This is a genomic window from Leclercia tamurae (assembly GCF_025566055.1).
Taxonomy (GTDB): domain Bacteria; phylum Pseudomonadota; class Gammaproteobacteria; order Enterobacterales; family Enterobacteriaceae; genus Enterobacter; species Enterobacter tamurae.
The window spans coordinates 121,881-140,912 of record NZ_JAMHKS010000068.1 but is presented as its reverse complement, the minus strand read 5'-3'; the positions used below and the strand labels follow the sequence as shown (position 1 = coordinate 140,912).

General features: G+C 54.5%; 22 protein-coding genes and 2 pseudogenes. 7 read left to right on the top strand and 17 right to left on the bottom strand.

The features are described from left to right. The 5 genes from M8318_RS06665 to M8318_RS06645 form a co-directional block, all read right to left on the bottom strand. The gene (locus M8318_RS06665) at positions 1–300 is read right to left on the bottom strand and encodes a type II toxin-antitoxin system MqsR family toxin (RefSeq protein ID WP_262661584.1); all 300 of its coding nucleotides are present in this window, start codon (positions 298–300) and stop codon (positions 1–3) included. Between the two features lie 623 nt (positions 301–923). Further along, positions 924–2,189 carry a Y-family DNA polymerase gene (locus tag M8318_RS06660; protein WP_262661582.1) on the bottom strand — a complete coding sequence of 422 codons (1,266 nt, stop codon included), beginning with the start codon at positions 2,187–2,189 and terminating at the stop codon, positions 924–926. A 167-nt stretch (positions 2,190–2,356) separates the two neighbouring features. Then, complete coding sequence (gene dsbG / locus M8318_RS06655; protein WP_262661581.1) at positions 2,357–3,112, bottom strand: thiol:disulfide interchange protein DsbG; 756 nt, start codon at positions 3,110–3,112, stop codon at positions 2,357–2,359. After that, entirely contained in the window at positions 3,112–5,130 is a 2,019-nt protein-coding gene (locus M8318_RS06650; RefSeq protein WP_262661579.1) for a protein-disulfide reductase DsbD family protein, read from the bottom strand. Before M8318_RS06650 ends, dsbG begins: the two co-directional genes overlap by 1 nt. A 46-nt stretch (positions 5,131–5,176) precedes the next feature. Next, a complete protein-coding gene (locus M8318_RS06645) occupies positions 5,177–5,566 on the bottom strand; it encodes a copper-binding protein (protein WP_262661577.1) in 390 nt (129 codons plus the stop codon). A gap of 164 nt (positions 5,567–5,730) precedes the next feature. Between M8318_RS06645 and M8318_RS06640 the strand changes: the two genes are divergently transcribed. Then, entirely contained in the window at positions 5,731–6,054 is a 324-nt protein-coding gene (locus tag M8318_RS06640; protein ID WP_166182577.1) for a YebG family protein, read from the top strand. 49 nt (positions 6,055–6,103) lie between these two features. Here M8318_RS06640 and M8318_RS06635 read toward each other — a convergent pair whose 3' ends face one another. Beyond that, on the bottom strand, positions 6,104–6,526 hold the full coding sequence (locus tag M8318_RS06635) for a winged helix-turn-helix transcriptional regulator (protein WP_262661575.1): 423 nt from the start codon (positions 6,524–6,526) through the stop codon (positions 6,104–6,106). Between the two features lie 112 nt (positions 6,527–6,638). Between M8318_RS06635 and M8318_RS06630 the strand changes: the two genes are divergently transcribed. After that, positions 6,639–7,688: an NAD(P)-dependent alcohol dehydrogenase gene (locus tag M8318_RS06630; RefSeq protein WP_262661573.1), complete on the top strand. Its 1,050-nt coding sequence runs from the start codon at positions 6,639–6,641 to the stop codon at positions 7,686–7,688. 23 nt (positions 7,689–7,711) lie between these two features. On the opposite strand, the pseudogene M8318_RS06625 reads toward M8318_RS06630, so the two are convergent. After that, positions 7,712–8,570: pseudogene (locus M8318_RS06625) on the bottom strand (alpha/beta hydrolase family protein). Between the two features lie 124 nt (positions 8,571–8,694). Here M8318_RS06625 and M8318_RS06620 point away from each other — a divergent pair. Continuing rightward, on the top strand, positions 8,695–9,072 hold the full coding sequence (locus tag M8318_RS06620; protein WP_262661571.1) for a RidA family protein: 378 nt from the start codon (positions 8,695–8,697) through the stop codon (positions 9,070–9,072). A gap of 81 nt (positions 9,073–9,153) precedes the next feature. Here M8318_RS06620 and M8318_RS06615 read toward each other — a convergent pair whose 3' ends face one another. The 3 genes from M8318_RS06615 to M8318_RS06605 are packed head-to-tail and all read right to left on the bottom strand — an operon-like array spanning position 9,154 to position 11,172. Beyond that, positions 9,154–9,630: an SRPBCC family protein gene (locus M8318_RS06615; protein ID WP_106993037.1), complete on the bottom strand. Its 477-nt coding sequence runs from the start codon at positions 9,628–9,630 to the stop codon at positions 9,154–9,156. Positions 9,631–9,645: 15 nt separating this feature from the next. Further along, entirely contained in the window at positions 9,646–10,365 is a 720-nt protein-coding gene (locus M8318_RS06610) for a DUF1571 domain-containing protein (protein WP_262661569.1), read from the bottom strand. Between the two features lie 60 nt (positions 10,366–10,425). Further along, complete coding sequence (locus M8318_RS06605) at positions 10,426–11,172, bottom strand: SDR family oxidoreductase (RefSeq protein WP_262661568.1); 747 nt, start codon at positions 11,170–11,172, stop codon at positions 10,426–10,428. Positions 11,173–11,270: 98 nt separating this feature from the next. Here M8318_RS06605 and M8318_RS06600 point away from each other — a divergent pair. Beyond that, positions 11,271–12,191: pseudogene (locus M8318_RS06600) on the top strand (AraC family transcriptional regulator); the annotation flags it as partial. Here M8318_RS06600 and M8318_RS06595 read toward each other — a convergent pair. Next, complete coding sequence (locus tag M8318_RS06595; RefSeq protein ID WP_262661566.1) at positions 12,115–12,750, bottom strand: TetR/AcrR family transcriptional regulator; 636 nt, start codon at positions 12,748–12,750, stop codon at positions 12,115–12,117. The pseudogene M8318_RS06600 and the gene M8318_RS06595 sit on opposite strands and share 77 nt — an antisense overlap. 73 nt (positions 12,751–12,823) lie before the next feature. On the opposite strand from M8318_RS06595, the gene bdcA reads away from it, so the two are divergent. After that, positions 12,824–13,537, top strand: coding sequence for an SDR family oxidoreductase (bdcA, locus tag M8318_RS06590; protein WP_262661564.1), 714 nt, complete (start codon positions 12,824–12,826; stop codon positions 13,535–13,537). Between the two features lie 10 nt (positions 13,538–13,547). Here the strand turns inward: bdcA and M8318_RS06585 are convergent, their stop codons facing one another. After that, the gene (locus M8318_RS06585; protein WP_262661610.1) at positions 13,548–13,985 is read right to left on the bottom strand and encodes a GNAT family N-acetyltransferase; all 438 of its coding nucleotides are present in this window, start codon (positions 13,983–13,985) and stop codon (positions 13,548–13,550) included. A gap of 150 nt (positions 13,986–14,135) precedes the next feature. Then, on the bottom strand, positions 14,136–15,233 hold the full coding sequence (locus M8318_RS06580; RefSeq protein ID WP_262661563.1) for an NADH:flavin oxidoreductase: 1,098 nt from the start codon (positions 15,231–15,233) through the stop codon (positions 14,136–14,138). Positions 15,234–15,375: 142 nt separating this feature from the next. Between M8318_RS06580 and M8318_RS06575 the strand changes: the two genes are divergently transcribed. Next, complete coding sequence (locus M8318_RS06575; protein ID WP_262661561.1) at positions 15,376–16,248, top strand: LysR family transcriptional regulator; 873 nt, start codon at positions 15,376–15,378, stop codon at positions 16,246–16,248. A gap of 44 nt (positions 16,249–16,292) precedes the next feature. Here M8318_RS06575 and M8318_RS06570 read toward each other — a convergent pair whose 3' ends face one another. Next, on the bottom strand, positions 16,293–16,784 hold the full coding sequence (locus M8318_RS06570; protein WP_262661559.1) for a GNAT family N-acetyltransferase: 492 nt from the start codon (positions 16,782–16,784) through the stop codon (positions 16,293–16,295). 63 nt (positions 16,785–16,847) lie between these two features. On the opposite strand from M8318_RS06570, the gene M8318_RS06565 reads away from it, so the two are divergent. After that, positions 16,848–17,546 carry a LysR substrate-binding domain-containing protein gene (locus M8318_RS06565; RefSeq protein ID WP_262661557.1) on the top strand — a complete coding sequence of 233 codons (699 nt, stop codon included), beginning with the start codon at positions 16,848–16,850 and terminating at the stop codon, positions 17,544–17,546. Here the strand turns inward: M8318_RS06565 and M8318_RS06560 are convergent. The 3 genes from M8318_RS06560 to M8318_RS06550 form a co-directional block, all read right to left on the bottom strand. Next, complete coding sequence (locus M8318_RS06560) at positions 17,543–17,962, bottom strand: translesion error-prone DNA polymerase V autoproteolytic subunit (RefSeq protein ID WP_106993043.1); 420 nt, start codon at positions 17,960–17,962, stop codon at positions 17,543–17,545. The genes M8318_RS06565 and M8318_RS06560 overlap by 4 nt on opposite strands. A 228-nt stretch (positions 17,963–18,190) precedes the next feature. Beyond that, positions 18,191–18,550 carry a helix-turn-helix domain-containing protein gene (locus tag M8318_RS06555; protein ID WP_106993044.1) on the bottom strand — a complete coding sequence of 120 codons (360 nt, stop codon included), beginning with the start codon at positions 18,548–18,550 and terminating at the stop codon, positions 18,191–18,193. Positions 18,551–18,553: 3 nt separating this feature from the next. After that, positions 18,554–18,856 (bottom strand): type II toxin-antitoxin system HigB family toxin, encoded by a 303-nt coding sequence (locus tag M8318_RS06550; RefSeq protein ID WP_262661554.1) that lies wholly within the window; start codon positions 18,854–18,856, stop codon positions 18,554–18,556. Positions 18,857–19,032 lie beyond the last annotated feature (176 nt).

The window sequence follows — 19,032 nt, the reverse complement described above, 5'->3', positions numbered from 1 at the left end:
TCATAGCTCCTTAAATGACACCACCAGTACGCCATCGGTCACAATAAACTTTATGTAAATCTGTTGGCCGTTGTAGACCGATCGATACACGTCATGCCAGCACGTATGCTCGTGATGGGCGGTCATACTTTTATAAAAATCAGCCGGTTCCAGCGTCAGGATGACATCAAAAACTTCCTGTCTGGAGCAAAATCCCATCTGGGCTGCGCCGATCAATGCGGAACGGGTTATTGCCGTCAATCCAGCTCGTACCATCGTTTTAACGATATGTAAGCGAGTATGCGGCGTTCTCTTTTCCATAAGATTAACCTATATGCCAAATTGTGCAAACAGGTTAAATTCGTGACGTAAGCAAGTAAAGATAGCCTGAGATGAAAATGCGAGGATGGCCGCAGACCCGTTTCAATGGCCTGCCGTTAGCCGGGTAGTGGGGAATGTAAAAAACCAGGGGCCAGAATTAATTGATGACATCAGCGAAGCGTAAAATAAAGCGGGTGATTTGATACTCTTATTTACTGGAATTTACTAACGCTCAATTAATATAAAAGTGCCGTAAGCGAAGCGGTAAAAACAAATAATCCAGGAGGGCCCAGGACGGCCCCCGCATTACACTTAAACAACCTGTTTTGGCCAGCGTCTCCTTTTCGGGAGTGGCACGCATGAGTGAGGGGTGAGTCGGGTTCCACAAACGGAACAAACAGCACCATGAGGTTGGGTTTGCGTTGGGCTGAACGTGGTAAAACGAAATCGCGTACTTGTGCAAACCGGGCACTCAAATTTTAGGTTGGGAATAGCCCCTCCGGGCAAGTGAGTAGAAAGACCACCATACAGTAATTATTAATTGACCAGGGATATATCGTATAAAAAACTTCCTTTGCACCTATATTTCTTTTTTATAAGCTGACTATTTTCGGGATAAGGATTTATCTCACCCGTAATAAATCAGAAAAACGCGTGGTATATCGGGGAGATAACATTTCTCTTTTCATTTGCCATTGCTGTTCAATCCCCTGCCCCGCAAACCAGAGGGTTCCACGCCCTTCTTTTTTATTGAGTTTGTCGATAACCGCCATCAGCTCTGCGCTGTTGCGTCGGGGAGGATTTTCATCAAACAGATTGAGCTGCGCGACGCCAAGGCTGAAGAAATCCCCCAGCATGACCCCGGCTTTCTGATAGCGCAGCCCCTCTTTCCAGATGGCATCCAGACAGCGTGTCGCCGCGTTAATAATATCCCGGCTGTCTTCGGTGGGCGTCAGGAGCTTAATCGAGGCGCTGTTGCCATAGTAAGGCTCGTTCAGCGCGAACGGCGAGGTCTTCACAAAGGCGGAGATAAACCGGCAGTACTGGTGCTCGGCCCGCAGTTTTTCGGCGGCGCGCGCGGCATAGCTGCAGATGGCCTGGCGCATCGCCTCATAGTCTGACACCTTCTCGCCAAAAGAGCGGGAGCAGATAATCTCCTGCTTGTGCGGGGCAAACTCTTCAAACCCCAGGCAGGACTCGCCGCGCAATTCCCGCACGGTGCGCTCCAGCACCACGCTGAAATGCTTGCGGATCACGGCGGTGTGGGTATCGGCCAGATCCAGCACGGTTTTAATCCCCATGGCATCCAGCCTTTTACTCAACCGCCGCCCAACGCCCCATACCGCCTCGACGGGCAGCGCCGCCATCAGCTTACGCTGCCGCTCGACGCTGGAGAGATCGAGCACGCCGCCGGTCTGCCGCTGCCATTTTTTGGCCGCGAAATTCGCCAGCTTGGCGAGGGTTTTGGTGGGGGCAATACCCACCCCGACGGTCAGGTGCGTACGTTGCAGCAGCGTTTGTCGAATTTCACGGCCAAAGGCCTCCAGATTGAGGCAATTGCTGACGCCGGTGAGATCGCAAAAGGCCTCATCAATGGAGTAGATCTCAACCCCCGGGGTGATCTCCTCCAGGGTGGTCATCACCCGGTTGCTCATATCGGCGTACAGTTCGTAATTACTGCTGAAGGTGACAATGCCGTGGCGGCGAAAAATCTCTCTCTGCTTAAAATAGGGTGCTCCCATCGTCACCAGCCCTTTCGCTTCGGCGCTGCGGGCGATGACGCAGCCATCGTTATTCGACAGCACCACCACCGGGCGCCCCTTCAGATCCGGGCGAAACACGGTTTCGCAGGAGGCATAGAAGCTATTTACGTCTACCAGCGCAAACATGATTATTGGCGCGCTTTGACTGGCGCGGTAAGGCGCGGAAGGATAAACGGCATAGTATCAAATCCATTCAACTGTATATCTATACAGTATTCATGAATTGATGGATAAATCAAGGTCCTGTCCGCAACCTTTCGTTTGGCGCGGACAGGACGGATGGCCAGAGTGGCTTATTTACAGGCCACCAGATCGGCCATTTGCTCAGCATCAGGCATGCCGATGATTTGTTGCAGGGCTTGCGCCTTATTCAGGTAATAAATGGCAGGCGTGCCGCTGGCACCCAGTTTTTCCATCAGTTGCTGATTGTGCTGGATCTGCTTAAACACCGCAGGCGGGGTGTTGCCCTGCAGCGCCGGTTTGGTGTTTCCGTCGCTGCTTTCCAGGTCATACCAGACTTTAGCCGGATCCTTCGCGGAGAGAATTGCTGCCGCATACTGGGCGCTGTCCGGGCGGATCACGCCAACCAACAAGGTTTTGGTGTTGATGCTTTTATCTTTGATAAAAGGCTGGGCCTGGTGCCAGAACTTATTGCAGTAGGGGCAGAAGGGATCGGCAAATACCACCACCTGGCACTTCGCGTCCGGGCTGCCTTCTGCGATCCCTGGCGCGGCGGTAAGCTGCTTCCACATCTCGCGTCCGGCGGGAATATAGATCTCATCATTAATGATTTTCTCGCTCAGGTTATTTCCCTCGGCATCATACATATAGCCTGAAATCACATGCTTTTTATCCGGGGTAAGATAAAGCGTGACGCCCATGTCCTGATATTTACCCAGCCAGCCCTCCACACCGCCGGGAGCGCTGAACGGCTTAATAATTTCAATGCCCTGCTTCTGCACTTGTTTAACCGGTTCAGGTAAGTCAGTGGTCTGCGCCTGAGTGGTGGCGCTTATCAGTAAAATTAACAGGGTCAGGATCTTGTTCATTATTTTTCCTCAGTGAAATCAGGTGATGTGGCTGCATTCGCACTCATCAGGGTGGTCAGCAGCGCGTCTTTACTAAGCAGGGATGGCAGCACGTGCCCCTGCGGAATTGCAGGGCCAAAAATAGCGTTAAAAGGAATGCCGCTGGCGCCGTAGCGGCGCAGGAATCGCTCGATTTCAGCAGAAGGCTGACTCCAGTTTCCCTGCAGCAATACAACGTCGTCGCGGTTTAAGGCAGCGATCACCTCAGGGCGATGAAGGACCAGCACTTCGTTCACCCGGCAGTTAAGGCACCAGTCGGCGGTGATATCCACCAGCACGCGTTTTCTGGCATTCAGCGCCTCACTGAGCGCCGCTTCGCTGAGCGGTTGCCAGTTCAGGGGGGAGTCGTCCTTCCCCTGGGGCTGGGGAGCCAGAAAAGCATACAGCCCCGCGCCAAACAGCACGCCAAACACCAGACTGCGCAGATTGTCTTTGTGGTTCGGCATGGCCTTCGCGCAACGGAAAAGGAAAAACGCCACCATCAGGCCGCCGCCGATCAGCACATAGCGTGCGCCCCACTCCCTTACCAGCAGCGACATCAGCCAGATACAGGAGCCCAGCATCAGGAGCACCAGCCCCAGGCGCAGTTTTCCCATCCAGGGACCGGGTTTAGGCAGCCAGCGCGCCACGCCGGGAACAATACTGATCGCCAGCCAGGGAAGACTCATCCCAAACCCCAGCACCAGGAAGATAAGCCACAGCTGATGCACCGGTGCCGCTAACGCGAAGGTTACGGCAGTGCCAAGGAATGGCGCCGTGCAGGGTGTGGCAAGCAGAGTCGCAAAGGCGCCTTCAAGAAAACTCCCGCCGATACCGTTGCCACCGGCGGTAGCCAGCCGGGTGGACAGAGCGGAAGGGAGGCGGATTTCAAGCAGGCCGGCCAGGCTGAAACAAAAAATCCAGGTCACCAGCACCATAGCGGCGATGAACCAGGGGCTCTGGAACTGAAAACCCCAGCCAATCCAGGCCCCGGATAACCGCAGGCCGGTAATGACCGCCGCCAGCACCAGAAACGAGAACATTATCCCGGCCGCCGTTGCCAGAAAATGCATCCGCGTCTGACGGCGGCTGCTTTCTGCCAGGGTCATCAGCGAAGCGAGTTTTATGCCGAGGACAGGCAGAACACAGGGCATCAGGTTGAGGATAAGGCCACCCGCTAACGCCACGGCCATGATCTGCCATAGCGTGGTGGACGAACTGATATCAACCCTGAGCTGCTGGCTCTGCGCACCATCGCTGGCCAGCAGAGAGAGCGGCGGCAACCCGGAGGCCACCAGCGGTTTGCCCTGGCTATCGCTGACGTTAAACCGGGCGGTCAGCGTGTCACCGAGGATCGCGGTCTGCGGCGGCGACAGATTCACTCCCGTCGGGTTGTCAGGAAAGAGATCGGGCTGGGACCAGCCTTCCGGGGAGGTCAGTTTGACGGTGAGCGTGTCATTGTCAGCGGCGACGGATTTAACCGCCACAGGGCCGTTATCTGGCGGAACCGCGCGCATCGAGTTGTCCCAGGCATCGGCAAACTGCGCTGACGGACCGGTGGCCAGGTTGATATCCAGCGGGAAGGTATTGACCACGCAGAGAGTGCTGCACAGCGAAAGCGTCAGTTTCCCGCGTAATCGCTGCCGCTCATCGGTGGCCACTTCGAGCGGAAACACAACGCGGCGATCGTAGCCAACTGAACTGAAGCCAGCAGAATCAAAGCGGACAGGCCGGGGCCAGTGCCACTGCGTTTTGGCCTGCGGCTCCCACGCAATCACCGGCCGAAAGCCGCCGTCACCGGGGGTACGCCAGTAGGTTTTCCACCCTTCATTAGGGGTCACGTCCAGCAGCAGACGAACTTTCCCCTCTGCGGGCGCATCATGCCAGACGTGAACCTGAGCATGGGAATTCTCAGGCTTCATCGACCAGCCTGGTACCGCAGCTGAGGCCGCAGACAGGCTGAATAACAGGAACCACAGGCTCCTGAAAATGGTTTTCATCTATTTTCTCCGTAATAAATTAACTAAACAGGAACGTCCAGTTCAGTCATTCACGGAAAACGCAGTTTTTGAGGTGTATTCGAAGTAAAGGAGGTCGAAAAAGGATCACCGGTCTCGGCAGGACGCTGATTTTGATCAGCACCGCTAACACCAGAACCAGAAGACCGGGTAACAGCAGAAGCGTATCGAAATGGAGGGGTTGGGCGTTCAGCAGCGAGTGGGCGCTGAGCTCACAGGGGGACAAGGCGGGCGACACGCCCTCCTGCACACTGTTTTCCGCGCTCAGGGTGAGCGCGGCGGCTTTCACCTGCATGTTATGCAGGATACTCGCCCGCTGAGTCAGACAGATCAGCATGACAAAACAGGCAACCACCAGAAGCACGATGGCTTTCAGTTGCCTGTTTTTTTGATGAGCCGGACCCGTCAGGATATTCATGGGCAATGAGAATAGTGAGCGACACGCCTGCGGGCAAGCGGCAATTTGTAAAGGAATGCCAACCAGAGTGGTGGCTTCCCCTTCTACATAACGATGTCATTTTTTGCTGCAACAAAAACCCGGAGCTGTTATACTGTATATAATTACAGTACGGAGGGCGCATAATGGCTGTTGAAACAAAATTTGTTGTCGTAAGAAAAGGTGAAGAGAAAATGACATTTGCCAGTAAGAAAGAGGCTGACGCTCACGACAAACTGCTCGACCTGGCAGAAGCGTTCACCGACTGGCTGTTGCAAAGCGAAATGCAGATGGATGAAACCCAGGCTGAGAATCTTGGGCTGTATCTGGCCGAGCAGAAAGAGGCTGTGCAGCATATTCTGCGTACCAGCAAGCTCCCTGAGCTGAATGCCGCACCTGCAACAGATAAAACAGAGTCAGATGCAGATACCGCTGGCAGTAAAAAAATCAGAGCCGTTAAAGCAGCCTGATCGCCAGAATAGATCATCACTGAACCTGTCGCCGTGAGTGGGAAACTGCTTACGGCTTTTTTTGTTGTATGCAGGGATCTACAACTGCTTCAGACGTCGCCGCCTGATAACAGGCTTCCATTTCATCCAGAGCGGACTGATTTTCTAGCCCCCATTGGTACATTTGCTCGATGGGTTCGGCAAAGGTTCTGCCAAGAGGGGTCAGACGGTAATCGACTTTGGGGGGGATTACGTCATATACATGGCGGGCGATCAACCCTCGCTGCTCCAGCTCTTTCAGCGTCTGGAACAGCATTTTCTTCGAAATCCCCTGCAGGCTGCGCTGTAACTCACCCGTGCGGGCACGTTCATCCGGCCAGTGGTACAGCGCGTGCAGCACCATCGTGCTCCATTTCACTGAAAAGAGCTCCATCAGGCGGCGCGGCGGCGAGTCCGCATAGAAAAAGAGTTTACCCTCAACCCAGGCTGGCATTGTTCTTCCCTCTGCTTATGGTCACCAAATGGTAACTACTATCAATATGGAACCCTGTTGACTATAGTCTGCCCCCTTGAGTTAACCAACACCAGCACATTCCTGAGGTAAGATGAAAATCAACGCTTTAGTCGCACATGACGCGGCACAACCTTTAGCATCAGGCCAGGTTTCGCTGCGCGCCTTACAAAAGCAGGATGTCAAAATCGAGATCCTCTATTGCGGCGTGTGCCACTCCGATCTCCATATGGCGCGTAACGAATGGGCGGTGAGTGAGTATCCCCTGGTACCGGGGCATGAAATCGTCGGACGCGTGGTGGAGGCTGGAGACGAAGCCAGCCATTTTAAACCCGGTGATATCGTCGGTGTGGGGGTGATGGTCGACTCCTGCCGCGAGTGCCATTTCTGCAAACACCACGAAGAGCAGTATTGTGAGGCGGGGTTTACGGCAACCTACAATGGCATTGATAAATATACCGGCGACAGAACCCGGGGCGGCTATGCGCAGAGCATCATTGTCGATCAACATTTTGTTGTTTCTGTACCGCAAAACCTGCCGCTTGCCGGGGTTGCACCGCTGCTGTGTGCAGGCGTGACTGTCTGGTCGCCGCTACGCCATTTCAACGTCAAAGCAGGCGATCGTGTGGGTGTGGTGGGTCTGGGTGGATTAGGCCATATGGCCGTGAAGCTTGCCAGTGCGATGGGGGCGGAAGTGACGCTGTTCACCACCTCCCCCGGGAAGGGCGACGATGCCCGTCGTCTGGGGGCAAAACAGGTCGTGGTATCGCGAGATGCCGCGCAAATGGCTGCCTGCCAGACCTCGCTGGATTTTATCATCGACTGCGTAGCGGCCCCGCACGATCTGGACCCTTATCTGGCAACGCTGAAAACCAATGGCCGCCTGGTGTTGGTCGGCATTCCGGACCAGCCACACAACTCGCCGAATATTACCCCCATGGTGTTCCGACGTTTAAGCATCAGCGGGTCGTCGATTGGCAGCATTCAGGAAACCCAGGAGATGTTGAACTTCTGCGGCGAACACAATATTACCGCCGAGGTTGAAACGATCGGCGGCGAGGATATCGAGGCTGCCTTTGCCCGCATGCTGAAAGGGGACGTTAAGTATCGCTTTGTGATTGATATGCAGGCGACACGCTGGTAGCAGAGCCCCCCTGCCCGCGTCGTTCACTCCGGGCACTGACTCTCCAGCCATTGACCGACGACGGGCCATAATTTCTCCGCACATCGGGTACGGAAAAAGCCCATATGGCCAATGGCCGGAATACCAAAATCGGCGCGCCGTATCTCGCGGCGTTCGATTTTGGCGTTTTGCACTGGCGCCATCAGCCGCGTAATGGCTTCAGGGTTAGCCCAGGGGTCATCATCAAACCCCATCACCAGCACGGGTAACGTTATCTCGCTTGCCCGCTGGCGTGCATCCCAGTCTGGATCGTCGTAGAAATAGCCCGACATTGCGCTCCAGCGCCCCCACTGAAGCATCACTGGCGCCGGTAAATCCTCGCCCAGCCCCAGACGTCTGGCAGGCATGTACCCGAAGAGTCGGCAAAGAACCGGGGCCAGAACGCGCAATAAGCACCAGACTCGCACCTTTTCTGTCGTCTGTTTTATGGTGCTTGTCACCCCGGCATGTGAGGCCACTATCACCGCGGCGCTGCAGAGCGTGCGTAGCTGGCGAAAGCAGAACGGCGTGCCCACCCACACTGTGCCCTACCGCCAGCAGGCTAAGACCGGGGCAGCGCGCTTTAGCCCAGGCGGTAATGCATCCGACGTCCTGCTCGATCCAGTCTGACATTGAGACGCTGTAGCTCCGGACTTTCCCGGACTTTGAAAGGCCCGTGCCACGGTAATCGTACGTGAGGACACTGAATCCCCTGTTAAAAAGGTACTCTGCAAATCCCTTATAAAACGCCTGTACAACCGCCGTTGCGGGGTGAAGGATAACTATCGCTTTGGCATCGCTTCTTTCCCATATCGTGGCCGCCAGAAATCCGCCTTCATTTACGGGTATTATTATTGAATTCATGCGTTGAGCCTTATCTATGTGGTCATACCAGTGGCAACTAAATTCAATCTAGACCTTACTTTCCAATCTGGCGATTTTTTTCTGCTAAGGTGGTGGCTTGTTCACTTTTAAGAAGGCCTGCCGCATGAGTAATGTAATAAGAAAGAATTATCCTGAATTAGGGGAAGTAAAGGCGCCTTATGTCCATTCAGTAAAGCATGGCAATACGCTTTATATTTCCGGCCTTACTGCCTTTGGCACAGCGGCTCAACATGAAGGTATTACCGAGCAGGCTGAAGAAATATTCAGCCAAATCAGGAAAATTACCAGCGCAGAAGGCACTGATTTTTCCGCCCTGATTAAAGTGACTATATTCATCACCTCTTTTGCGGAGATCGACGCGCTACGTAAAGTGTTATACCGAAATTACGGCGATCACCTGCCTGCCAGTTCGCTTGTGGAAGTCAGCCGCCTCTTCTCACCTGACCTCTCAATTGAAATTGAGGCAGTATTCGGCCTGTAATTTATTGCTCATAGTCGGTCGATTCTGGCGGGCAACTTCGCCCGCCGATGTGTATCCGGAAGGATACGGTTCCCTGGTCTTTCACCCGGCATACACTTCAACACGCGTGCCTAATCTCCGGGCCAGCCCGTTAGCGCCGTCGCGCATCACCTGATGGTGGTTCCAGCGAAAAACGGGCCCAGCCAGCGGCGCAAGAAGGTTCATCCAGCGGGTGTTGGTGCGAATATCCCAGTCATAGCGGACAATCGTCTCTTGCCCGTGATCGGACAACGACCACACGCCGCGCCCGACTACCTCTCCGCTGGCTTCTCCTTCCAGAAGGGACAGCGGCTGAATAGTTAAGACGTGAATATCAAAGGTGATGTGATACGGGAGCGCGCCCTTCCAGGTATAGCGATGCAGAGCACCAATCCCCCGCACATCGCCTTTCTTTAACTCGACGATCTGCACCAGGCTTTCCCACCACTCGGGCCACAAATCCGGATGACACAAAATATCCCACACCTCCTGGACAGAAGCCTCAACCCGCCAGATGGTGGAAAACTGATAGTCAGCCATAGCGCACGTCTCCCGTCAGGGTGCGAAGAAATCAGGAGGGAAACGCACGTTGATCGCCATGGCCTCCATCAGGACGGTTTCCAGTAATTTGCCCGCCAGTCCATAGCTGACCACTTTGATGGGCAATCCGGATTGCTTATCGAACCAAATCTCATAGTGATGAACCGAATCGACGGTCTTTCCTTCGGGGCCGACCACCGACAAATGCAGCGTCGGTTTCCCGGCGACAATCGCCTCCCCGAGGGTGGTGGTGGTGCCCCCCTGTTGCAGATGCCGAATGTTATTCAGCAACACGCCAAGGTCGGATTGATCCACCCGATGACCATTTTCATCCGTTATCAGTGAATCCGTGGGTGACAGGTTCAGAACCGGGAACGTCCCTACGCCAAAGGGCCAGAGCTTCACCTTGCCATTGCCCGGATTATAGATGAGCGCCGCTCCGGCATGTGGAGTGGAAAAATCCATCCGCACATGACCCGGTTTACGGTAGCTATAGCGGATGACTTTGGTTTCATCCTGCGAGGAGACGGAGCGCACCATCACCTGGTAAGACTGGAGCTGGGCAAAACGTTGCAGGGCGCGGGCAACGGGATCGGAGGTTGTGCCGCTTTGCAAAAAGGCTGCGGCCACCACAAGCTTGTCCGCGGCGTGCGCAGGCTCATGAAAGCTGAAGAGCAGCAATGTTGTCAGCATTACTGCCACAGAGAGGAAGCCGTTGATGATGGTCTCCTGCAATAACATGATCGGGAATAAGATCAGTATGTCGGATAACCGTTAAATGTGCCGGGCAGGTCGTTAAACGCGGTTCCCTGCCATCTCCCGCGCATCCTCTCCGGCTGGCAAACGGATCGGCGTATCCGGATCGGTTGCCATTTGCCAGACGGCCTGAGCTACATCCTCGGGGCGGGTCACCTTCGCACGCTCATCCTGCATGCCGTGAAAGATTTGCTGGCTGAACACGGCATACTCCGCAGGGATCTCCCCCATGATGCGTTGCGCATTTTCTCCGAAACGGGTCGCTGGCGAGCGTCCGGGCAGGACCAGGCCCACGCGGATATTAAACGGTGCAAGCTCAAGCGCCAGCGATTCGGTGAACGCATTGACCGCCGCCTTACTGGCGGTATAAACCGCCAGCAGCGGCAAAGGTTTCAGGGTGACAGCAGAAGTGACATTTACGATCGCGCCTGCCCGGCGTTGTCTGAACTGCGGGAGCACGGCCTGGGTCATGGCGATGGTGCCAAGCGTGTTGGTGGCAAAAATCTCCCTCACCGCCTCCGGGGAGACCCCTTCAAGCGCGTTTAACATGCCGATACCGGCATTGTTTACCAGAACATCGATATCGCCAGCGTCTGAGATGGCCCGATCGATGCTTTGCTGAGAGGTGACGTCGAGCGCCAGGAGGCGCAAACGATCGCTTTGCGGGAGGAGCCCCTCCTGCGGTGTGCGCATTGTCGCAATCACTTTCCAGCCTTGTTCAAGAAAGTAACGCGCGGTTTCCAGACCAAAACCGGATGAACAGCCAGTAATCATAACCGTTTTCATATTAACTCCTGCGTGGGGTTGACCTGAGCAAATAATAGACAACCCTGGTCGGACGGACTATATTCAAAAATCCGTTATTCTTTAGCAGGAGTCCGGAAATGAGCGACCCGTTAGCCGAAGCGATCGCCATGTTGAAGCTTAAAGCCGTACTGACAAAAACGGTGACCGGTGCGGGCAGCTGGCGGGTTCGCCGTGCAGACGAAGGGCTGTCGTTCTACTGCGCGGTGCTTGAAGGGGCGTGTCGCCTTGAGCTTGAAGGACATGCTCCCCTCACGCTTCATGCCGGTGATTTCATTTTGATCCCCGCTGCGTATCACTTTGCATTGACGAGCCTTACTCCCCCTGCGTCGCCAGGCGAAAACACCACTCCCGTCGAAATCGCAGACAGGCATTTCAGGCTTGGCGATACGCACGCTGCCCCTGAAATGCTGGCGCTGGTCGGCCACTGTATGTCTGAATCCCCCGATGCGGGGCTGCTGGTTTCCCTGTTGCCAGAGTTTGTTTTTGTGCGTGATGAAAAGCGTCTTTCGCTGCTGGTGGGGTTGTTGAAAGATGAAGCGCAGGCGCAGCGATCCGGAAAAGCGTTCATCCTGGCGCGCATTATTGAGCTGATGTTTATTGAGGCTATCCGGTCTGCCACCACCCTTGCCACGCCCGGACTGGTGCGCGCTCTGGCCGATCCGCGGATTGGCCAGGCGATACGGTTGATACATCAGGATCCTGCCAGGCGGTGGACGGTGAAAGCGCTGGCCAGCAGCTGCGCGTTATCACGCTCAACGCTGTTTGAGCGCTTTACGGAGATGACGGGTATCACCCCGATGGGCTACCTCCTCTCCTGGCGCATGACGCTCGCCATGCAGCAGTTGTGTCATACCGGCGTGACGGTCGCAGAGGTCGCAGAGCGCATTGGTTACGGCTCGGCCAGTGCCTTCAGCGTGGCCTTTACTCGCTATGTCGGTGTCCCACCGGGAAAGTATGCCCAGCATCGCGCGGAAGTAACTGCTTCAGGGCCAGCCCTGCCAGCCGCACGGTTTCCTGAAGACGTTCCAGACTATCCCCCGCCCGTGCTTTCGCAGACAGACCCGACATCAGCGTGCTGATAAAGTCCGTCAGCCGAACGGCGTCCTGCGGGTGCTGTTCGGCGATATAAGCCCGAATGCTATTTTCAGCAGCAGTATGCAGATCGCACGCCGCCTCGCGCGCCTCGGGATCGTTGCAATGGGTACCTTCCAGCACCAGGCACCCGGCGGCGGTTGGATCGGCAACGTAGCGTCTTGCCGCCTCGTTCAGAACGTCTATCAAACAGTCAGCCACCGGACGATCGCGACGCAGCAGCGCCGTAAAGGGGATCGCGCCGGTATGGTTATAACGCTCAAGGACGCGGGTATAGAGCCCGAATTTACTGCCAAAGGCCGCATAGAAACTGGGCGGATTAATGCCGAACGCTTTTGTCAGGTCCGCAATACTGACCGCGTCATACCCGCGGGAATGAAAGAGATACTGCGCGGTTTCAATGGCCTGCTCGGGATCAAACCGGCGAGGCCGCCCTGGGGTACGGCTATTTTTTGTAGTGACCACTACATTACTCCTTGACGGCACGCGTTGCCGACGAATATTGTAATCCTCACTACAATATCATGAGGAACAGATTATGGCTGCATTACAAAAGAGATCGGTACTGGTTTTAGGCGGGAGTCGTGGGATTGGCGCGGCTATCGTACGACGCTTTGTTTCCGATGGCGCGTCGGTTGTCTTCAGTTACGCCGGCTCGCCAGACGCCGCCGCGCAACTCGCCACTGAAACCGGAAGCGTGGCGGTACAGACCGACAGCGCCGACCGGGAGGCGGTAATAAAGCTGGTGCGTGACAGCGGGCCGCTGGATGTGCTGATCGTTAACGCGGGCATCGCTCTGTTCGGTGATGCGCTGGAGCAGGATAGCGATGCCGTCGATCGTCTGTTCCGCATCAACATCCACGCGCCTTACCATGCTGCGGTCGAGGCGGCCCGGCAGATGCCGGAAGGCGGACGAATTATTGTCATCGGTTCCGTGAATGGCGATCGTATGCCCGTCCCGGGGATGGCCTCTTATGCCGTCAGCAAATCCGCACTGCAGGGGCTGGCGCGTGGTCTGGCGCGGGACCTGGGCCCCCGCGGCATTACGGTCAACGTCGTGCAGCCCGGCCCCATCGACACCGATGCGAATCCAGAGAGCGGCCCGATGAAGGAGCTGATGCACAGCTTTATGGCCATCAAACGGCACGGGCGTCCTGAAGAGGTAGCGGGCATGGTCGCCTGGCTGGCAGGCCCGGAGGCGTCGTTTGTCACAGGGGCGATGCACACCATCGACGGGGCGTTTGGGGCGTAGTCGTCCGGAATCACACAGAAGGAGGATCAGCAAGAAGCTTGACGAAGCGCTTCCTGACCTCCTTATAGCCGTTATTTTCATAAAAATGGTGCGCCCTGACTCTTCTTTCACTGCTTGAAAGCTCAATCTGCGTGCAGCCTTTATCCAGGGCGAGCTGCTCAGCGGCGATAAGGAGTTTCTGGCCTATGCCTGTTCCTCTCGCAGACTCATTGATCACCAGGGCGGAGATCAATGCCCACAGACCACTCTCATGCACAGGGGTGATAAAGTTCACCACTATCACGCCACATACGCCCTGCTCTGCTTCCGCCACTAACAGGTTGAAGCTGTTATTTGCTTCGGTAATGTGTCGCGTCAGATTCTCAGGGTATGTCTGGTAACCCAACTGGAGAAAAAGCGTTTGCAAAGAGGGAATATCTTTTAACGCTGCCGCCCTTATTAAGGCCATTGTCATTAACTCCTTACGTTAAGTTCAACGCAAATTTATACCAGTTGCTGACGTTATTACTCCCATACTTTATGCAAAGCGTCCGCATTAACATTAACCACCGTGCCTATTGCCGGGCGGCGCGTGGCTTGCCCGGCCCGGGATTGACTCTCACCCAGGAAGTTCGGCATCTTTGATATCGGCTATGGGCCCCAGAATGGCGCTATCAAATTCACGTACCGCTTCACCGGCAGCCACGCGTTCAGGCCAGTCATGGTTCGCAAGCGCGCCACGGCCAAGTGAAATGAGATCGGCTCCCATATCCATAACCTGCTGCGCCCGGGAGGCATCATGCAGACTCCCGTTAGCCATAATGGTTAACTGCGGAGCATATTTCCGTGCCAGCTCAACCAGTGAGCGTGGGTTCTCAGGGAATGCTGGCTGCCATGCTTCAAACTCAGTCAGATGCAGATAATCAATCCCGGACTCAGCGAGCAACGTAAATACGACCCGCGCATCGTCTTCACCCTTCGCCCATTTATGGAAGAAGTCATTCACTTTTCCCTGCGAGATGCGAATCCCCACCGGGATCGCCTGACCTACACGCTTTCTGACAGCCTTGATAACCTCAAGACTCAGGCGCAGACGTCCTGCTATGTCTCCGCCCCAGTAGTCAGTACGCTGATTCGTGTAATCCGTGAAAAATTGATCAAGCAGGTAACCATTTGCGCCATGGATCTCCACGCCATCAAAGCCCGCGTCGAAAACAGCATAGGATGCGGCATCGGCAAAGCTATCAATAATGCTCTGAATCTCTTCTTCGTTGAGTTCTCGTGGAACGGGATAGTCACCTTCCCCACGATAAAAGGTCATTTGCTTGCCAACAGGGCGAACGGCACTGGGACCAACGGTCCCGTCCAGAAAATGGTTCCCCTGAGAAAGCGCGCCAGAATGCTGGATTTGAGCAAAAATCCGGCCATTCTGTTGATGAACTGCGTCAGTAATATGACGCCAACCCGCAACCTGTTCCGGGCTGGTCAATCCCGCCTGAAAGGCATACGTCTGGGACCAGGCTTTATCAATATAAATCCCTTCCGATATCACCAGGCCGAAAGCGCCCCGGGCAAAATCTTCGTAATAGGCCTTCATGCGCTCACTGGCTATGCCCTCCTCTGACGCTGTTACGCGGGTCATTGGGGCGACCGCGAGGCGGTTTTTTAAGGCGACGTTCCCGATATGACCGGGCGTGAATAAGGACAATGTCTTCATAGGTTTTCCTGAACAGGTTTAAATCATAAAGACAATATAATGATTGTATGCAAGGCCATAAACAGACCAAAATGATAAGGTTGTATAACGATTTTAGTTATAATGTGGTTTTTTATTTTGTGTTTCCGCTACCGGAGCCGTCATGAATTTACAGGATGTGTCCCTCTTTCTGGTTATCACCGAAACGCGCAGCCTGACACAGGCGGCGAAACGGCAGGGTATTTCAGCGATGGCCGTTTCAAGACGACTCGCCTCGCTTGAGCAGGCGCTCGGAACGCGTCTTTTACAAAGAACCACCCGATCGGTGTCATTAACTCAGGAGGGTATGGAGTTTATCCCTTATGCCCGGGCGCTCATTGATGCGGAGACCGGCGCCAGAGCATTATTCTCGCCATCAACGCAAGGCGCTTCAGGGTTACTGCGGATAACAGCCCCCTCGGGATTCGGGCGGCGTAATATTTTGCCGCTGGTCCCTGAACTTCTCTCAGAGAACCCGAAGCTCAGCATCGACCTGCAGTTAAGCGAAGACGTGGTTGATATCGTTGGCAGAGGTATCGACGTTGCTATCCGTATTGCACCGCTGAAGGACTCGACCCTTATCGCGCGCAAAATCACCGGTAATCCACGGATCATTTGTGCTTCACCCGCCTATCTGACCGCGAAGGGTAAGCCTGTGACGGTTGAGGATTTAACGCAGCATAACTGTCTGCGACTCAGTAGCGTACCGCAATGGATCCTCGAGCGTGATGGCGACATTCTGCGCGTCGGCGTTGAGGGTCGTTTCAGATCAGATAATGTGGAAGGTGTCAGAGAGATGTGTGTTCTGGGGTTGGGTATTGCGCAATTAACGCGCTGGGATGTCATGAAAGAGATTCAGGAAGGCACGCTGGTTGAAATTGAATTATCTGATGCCCGCCCTCAGGATTTATCCGTGTGGGCCGTTTTACCGACAACACGTTACCTTCCCCTCCGGGTAAGTACTTTTATTGATAAATTAAAATTCTCTCTGAGGTGATCCGCCTCCGGGACCGCCGTGATACTCGTCCCGGCCGGTTTAAATCAGAGCGTCATCATCATTTCATGCCACGCCATCCCGCCGTGATCGGACGCCGACGGCTTGATATAGCGGTAGCCAAAATGGGCATACAGATCGACGTGGCGATCTTTGCACATCAGGTGAATCGTCTTTTTGTTCATCGCCTTCAGGCGTGACACGAACTCACGCATCAGCAGCGACGAGTAGCCTTTCCCCTGGAAATCCGGGTGAACCACCACGGACATGATCACTGCGTTTGGCGCATCCGGATCGTGGCCCACCAGCTCTTTAAACGCCTCGTCGGACATCACCACTTCCCATGCACAGCCCGCATTAATAAATCCGATGACATTGCCCTCCAGTTCCATACAGAGGAAGCCTTCCGGATAGCGGTGAATGCGGGTGGCTATTTTTTCGCGCGTTGCCGCTTCATCCCCTTCATAGGAAGTCATTTCAATTTCATAGCAACGATCGACGTCAGCTGGGGTTGCCTGTCGGAATACGGGAGTGGTCATGTTTTTGCCTTTTCATTATGTTGTGGGCGACAGGTTACCTTGTTCCCGGCATGTTTGCGCTGCATGTTATGCAATAATAAAGAGAGTATCGCAGCGAAGATTTCCGGGGCGTTAGGCAGCCTCTCTTCCTGCCTGCACGAGCCTGGGCACTTCGAGGCGGGAAAAAGCCGGGAGACATTCACCTTTGCCGCAACGGACTACACCGCCGCGGTGATCCTGCCCGCGCTGGTGGCGCGCGTAAACCGGCTGGCACCGGGCATCACCATTAAGATTGTCTATTCGCAGGATTTTAATGCCGACGACGATCTGCTGTCGGGTAAGGTCGACTTCGCCCTGGGGTTCGAAGAGGAGCAAAAACTCCCCCGGCGCGGCATCGAATCCATGACCTGTTTTACCGATGATTATGTGGTTGCCGTGCGCCATGGTCACCCGGCTATCCAGGATTCACTGACTCAGGAGCATTATCTGAGTGCCGGGCATGTGGTGGTGCGGCCATGGATGGAAACTCGCGGGATGATCGATCGTTATCTGGAAAGTCAGCAGGTCCGCCGTCGGATCGTTGTTGAACTGCCCAGTCTAATGATCGCCCCGCTTATTGTCTCCCGCTCCGATCTGGTGGTTTTTGCTCCCCCCTTCCCGACACCGCAGTACACCCTGAAGGCGTATTACAGCCCTGCGCCAGGGAACTCACCCGGGCATCTGTGGATGAGGGCGCAAATTTTAGCGATATGCGATGGGCAAGAGCCGTTGCATGCAGGCTAATCCGCCGATTTGACGATATAGGTCACCACGCCAAAAATATCGAGCGAATCTTCGCTGCTCACGACAATCGGTGAATAGGCGCTGTTCATCGGGTTAAGCTGCACCCGGGGTCTGAGCTGGAGGCGCTTTACCGTAAATTCCCCCTCCACCGCGGCGATCACAATATCTCCGTGCTGCGCCGTTCTGGCGCTGTCGACAATCAGCAGATCGCCATCGCCAATGCCGGCATCAATCATTGAATCCCCGGCGGCTTTTACGAAATAGGTTGAGCTGGGGTGCTGGATCAGCAATTTGTTCAGGTCGATACGCTGTTCCACGTAGTCCTGCGCCGGACTGGGGAAGCCGCACTGCACGACATCGCTGAAAAGGGGTAGCGCGATCACCTCGCGCAATGCTGCAAGTTGGTAAAACACCATGATTCGTTCCTCGAATACTGTTTTTATATACAGTAGTCGTAGCGAAGAGCGCAGGCAAGTCATGGGGGAGCGGCAGCTGTTTATTGCTTAACCGCTTCGCTTATAAGTGATTAATGTGTTTGGGAATATTGATTTTGTAAAAATTTCAGGGCGTTGCATGGATGTATTCCCTCACCTGCATGAACGGGACGGCTCCATGCACCTTAGTTTTTTGCTTCTACTGCGCTGTTACACACCCACCAGGCTTTCAAGAGGAATGCCAAGTTGAGCATGCAAACGGCGGATCATCGGTAAAGTGAGAGTCCGCGTTCCGTTCAAAATTTCGTAAACACGATTCGACTTACCGATGGCTGGCTCGAGATCCTTAGCACTCAGACCTTGCTGTTCCATGCGGAACTTAATGGCCTCAACCGGGGAAGGTGGCTCAATCGGATAGTGCTTTTTCTCATAATCTTCGATTAAAAGGCACATCACTTCAAAATAGTCACCTTCTGGTGTATCCAGTGCAGGCTCATTTTCGAACATCGGTTCGACCGCTCGCAGGGCCGCTTCATAGTCTTGTTCAGTTCGGATAGGTTTAATGTTCATCGTTTACTCCAGGTCAATCGTATCCGCGTCTACTGCATCATATTCCTTATGCGTTCCGATAAACTTAACGAAGATCCATCCACGCTGATAGGCAATTGCAACTATTAACCGGTAACTGTTTCCCTTGATATTGAAGACCACTCGCCTGTCTTTAAGAATACTGGCACTGCGGTACTGTACTTTAATTTCTGCTGGGGTTTTCCAGTCAGCTTTTGTAGCCTCATCCACCCAAGCCCTTGGCGGTTGTTCAGCATCGGGGTTCTCCGCCCAGAAATCCCTTAATATTTTCACCGAGATGATCTTCATGCACAAATGATAGTCCCAATATGGGACTTCAGCAATCCTTTAGTCCCATATTGGGATATGAGTAATAAATCATAGCCTTTGACAAATGGCTAATCGACAAGTTACGCCAGGAACGAGAGGAACCACAAAATGACAGCGTCCTTTGCAGGCGCAACAAAAAGATACTGCGGGAAGAT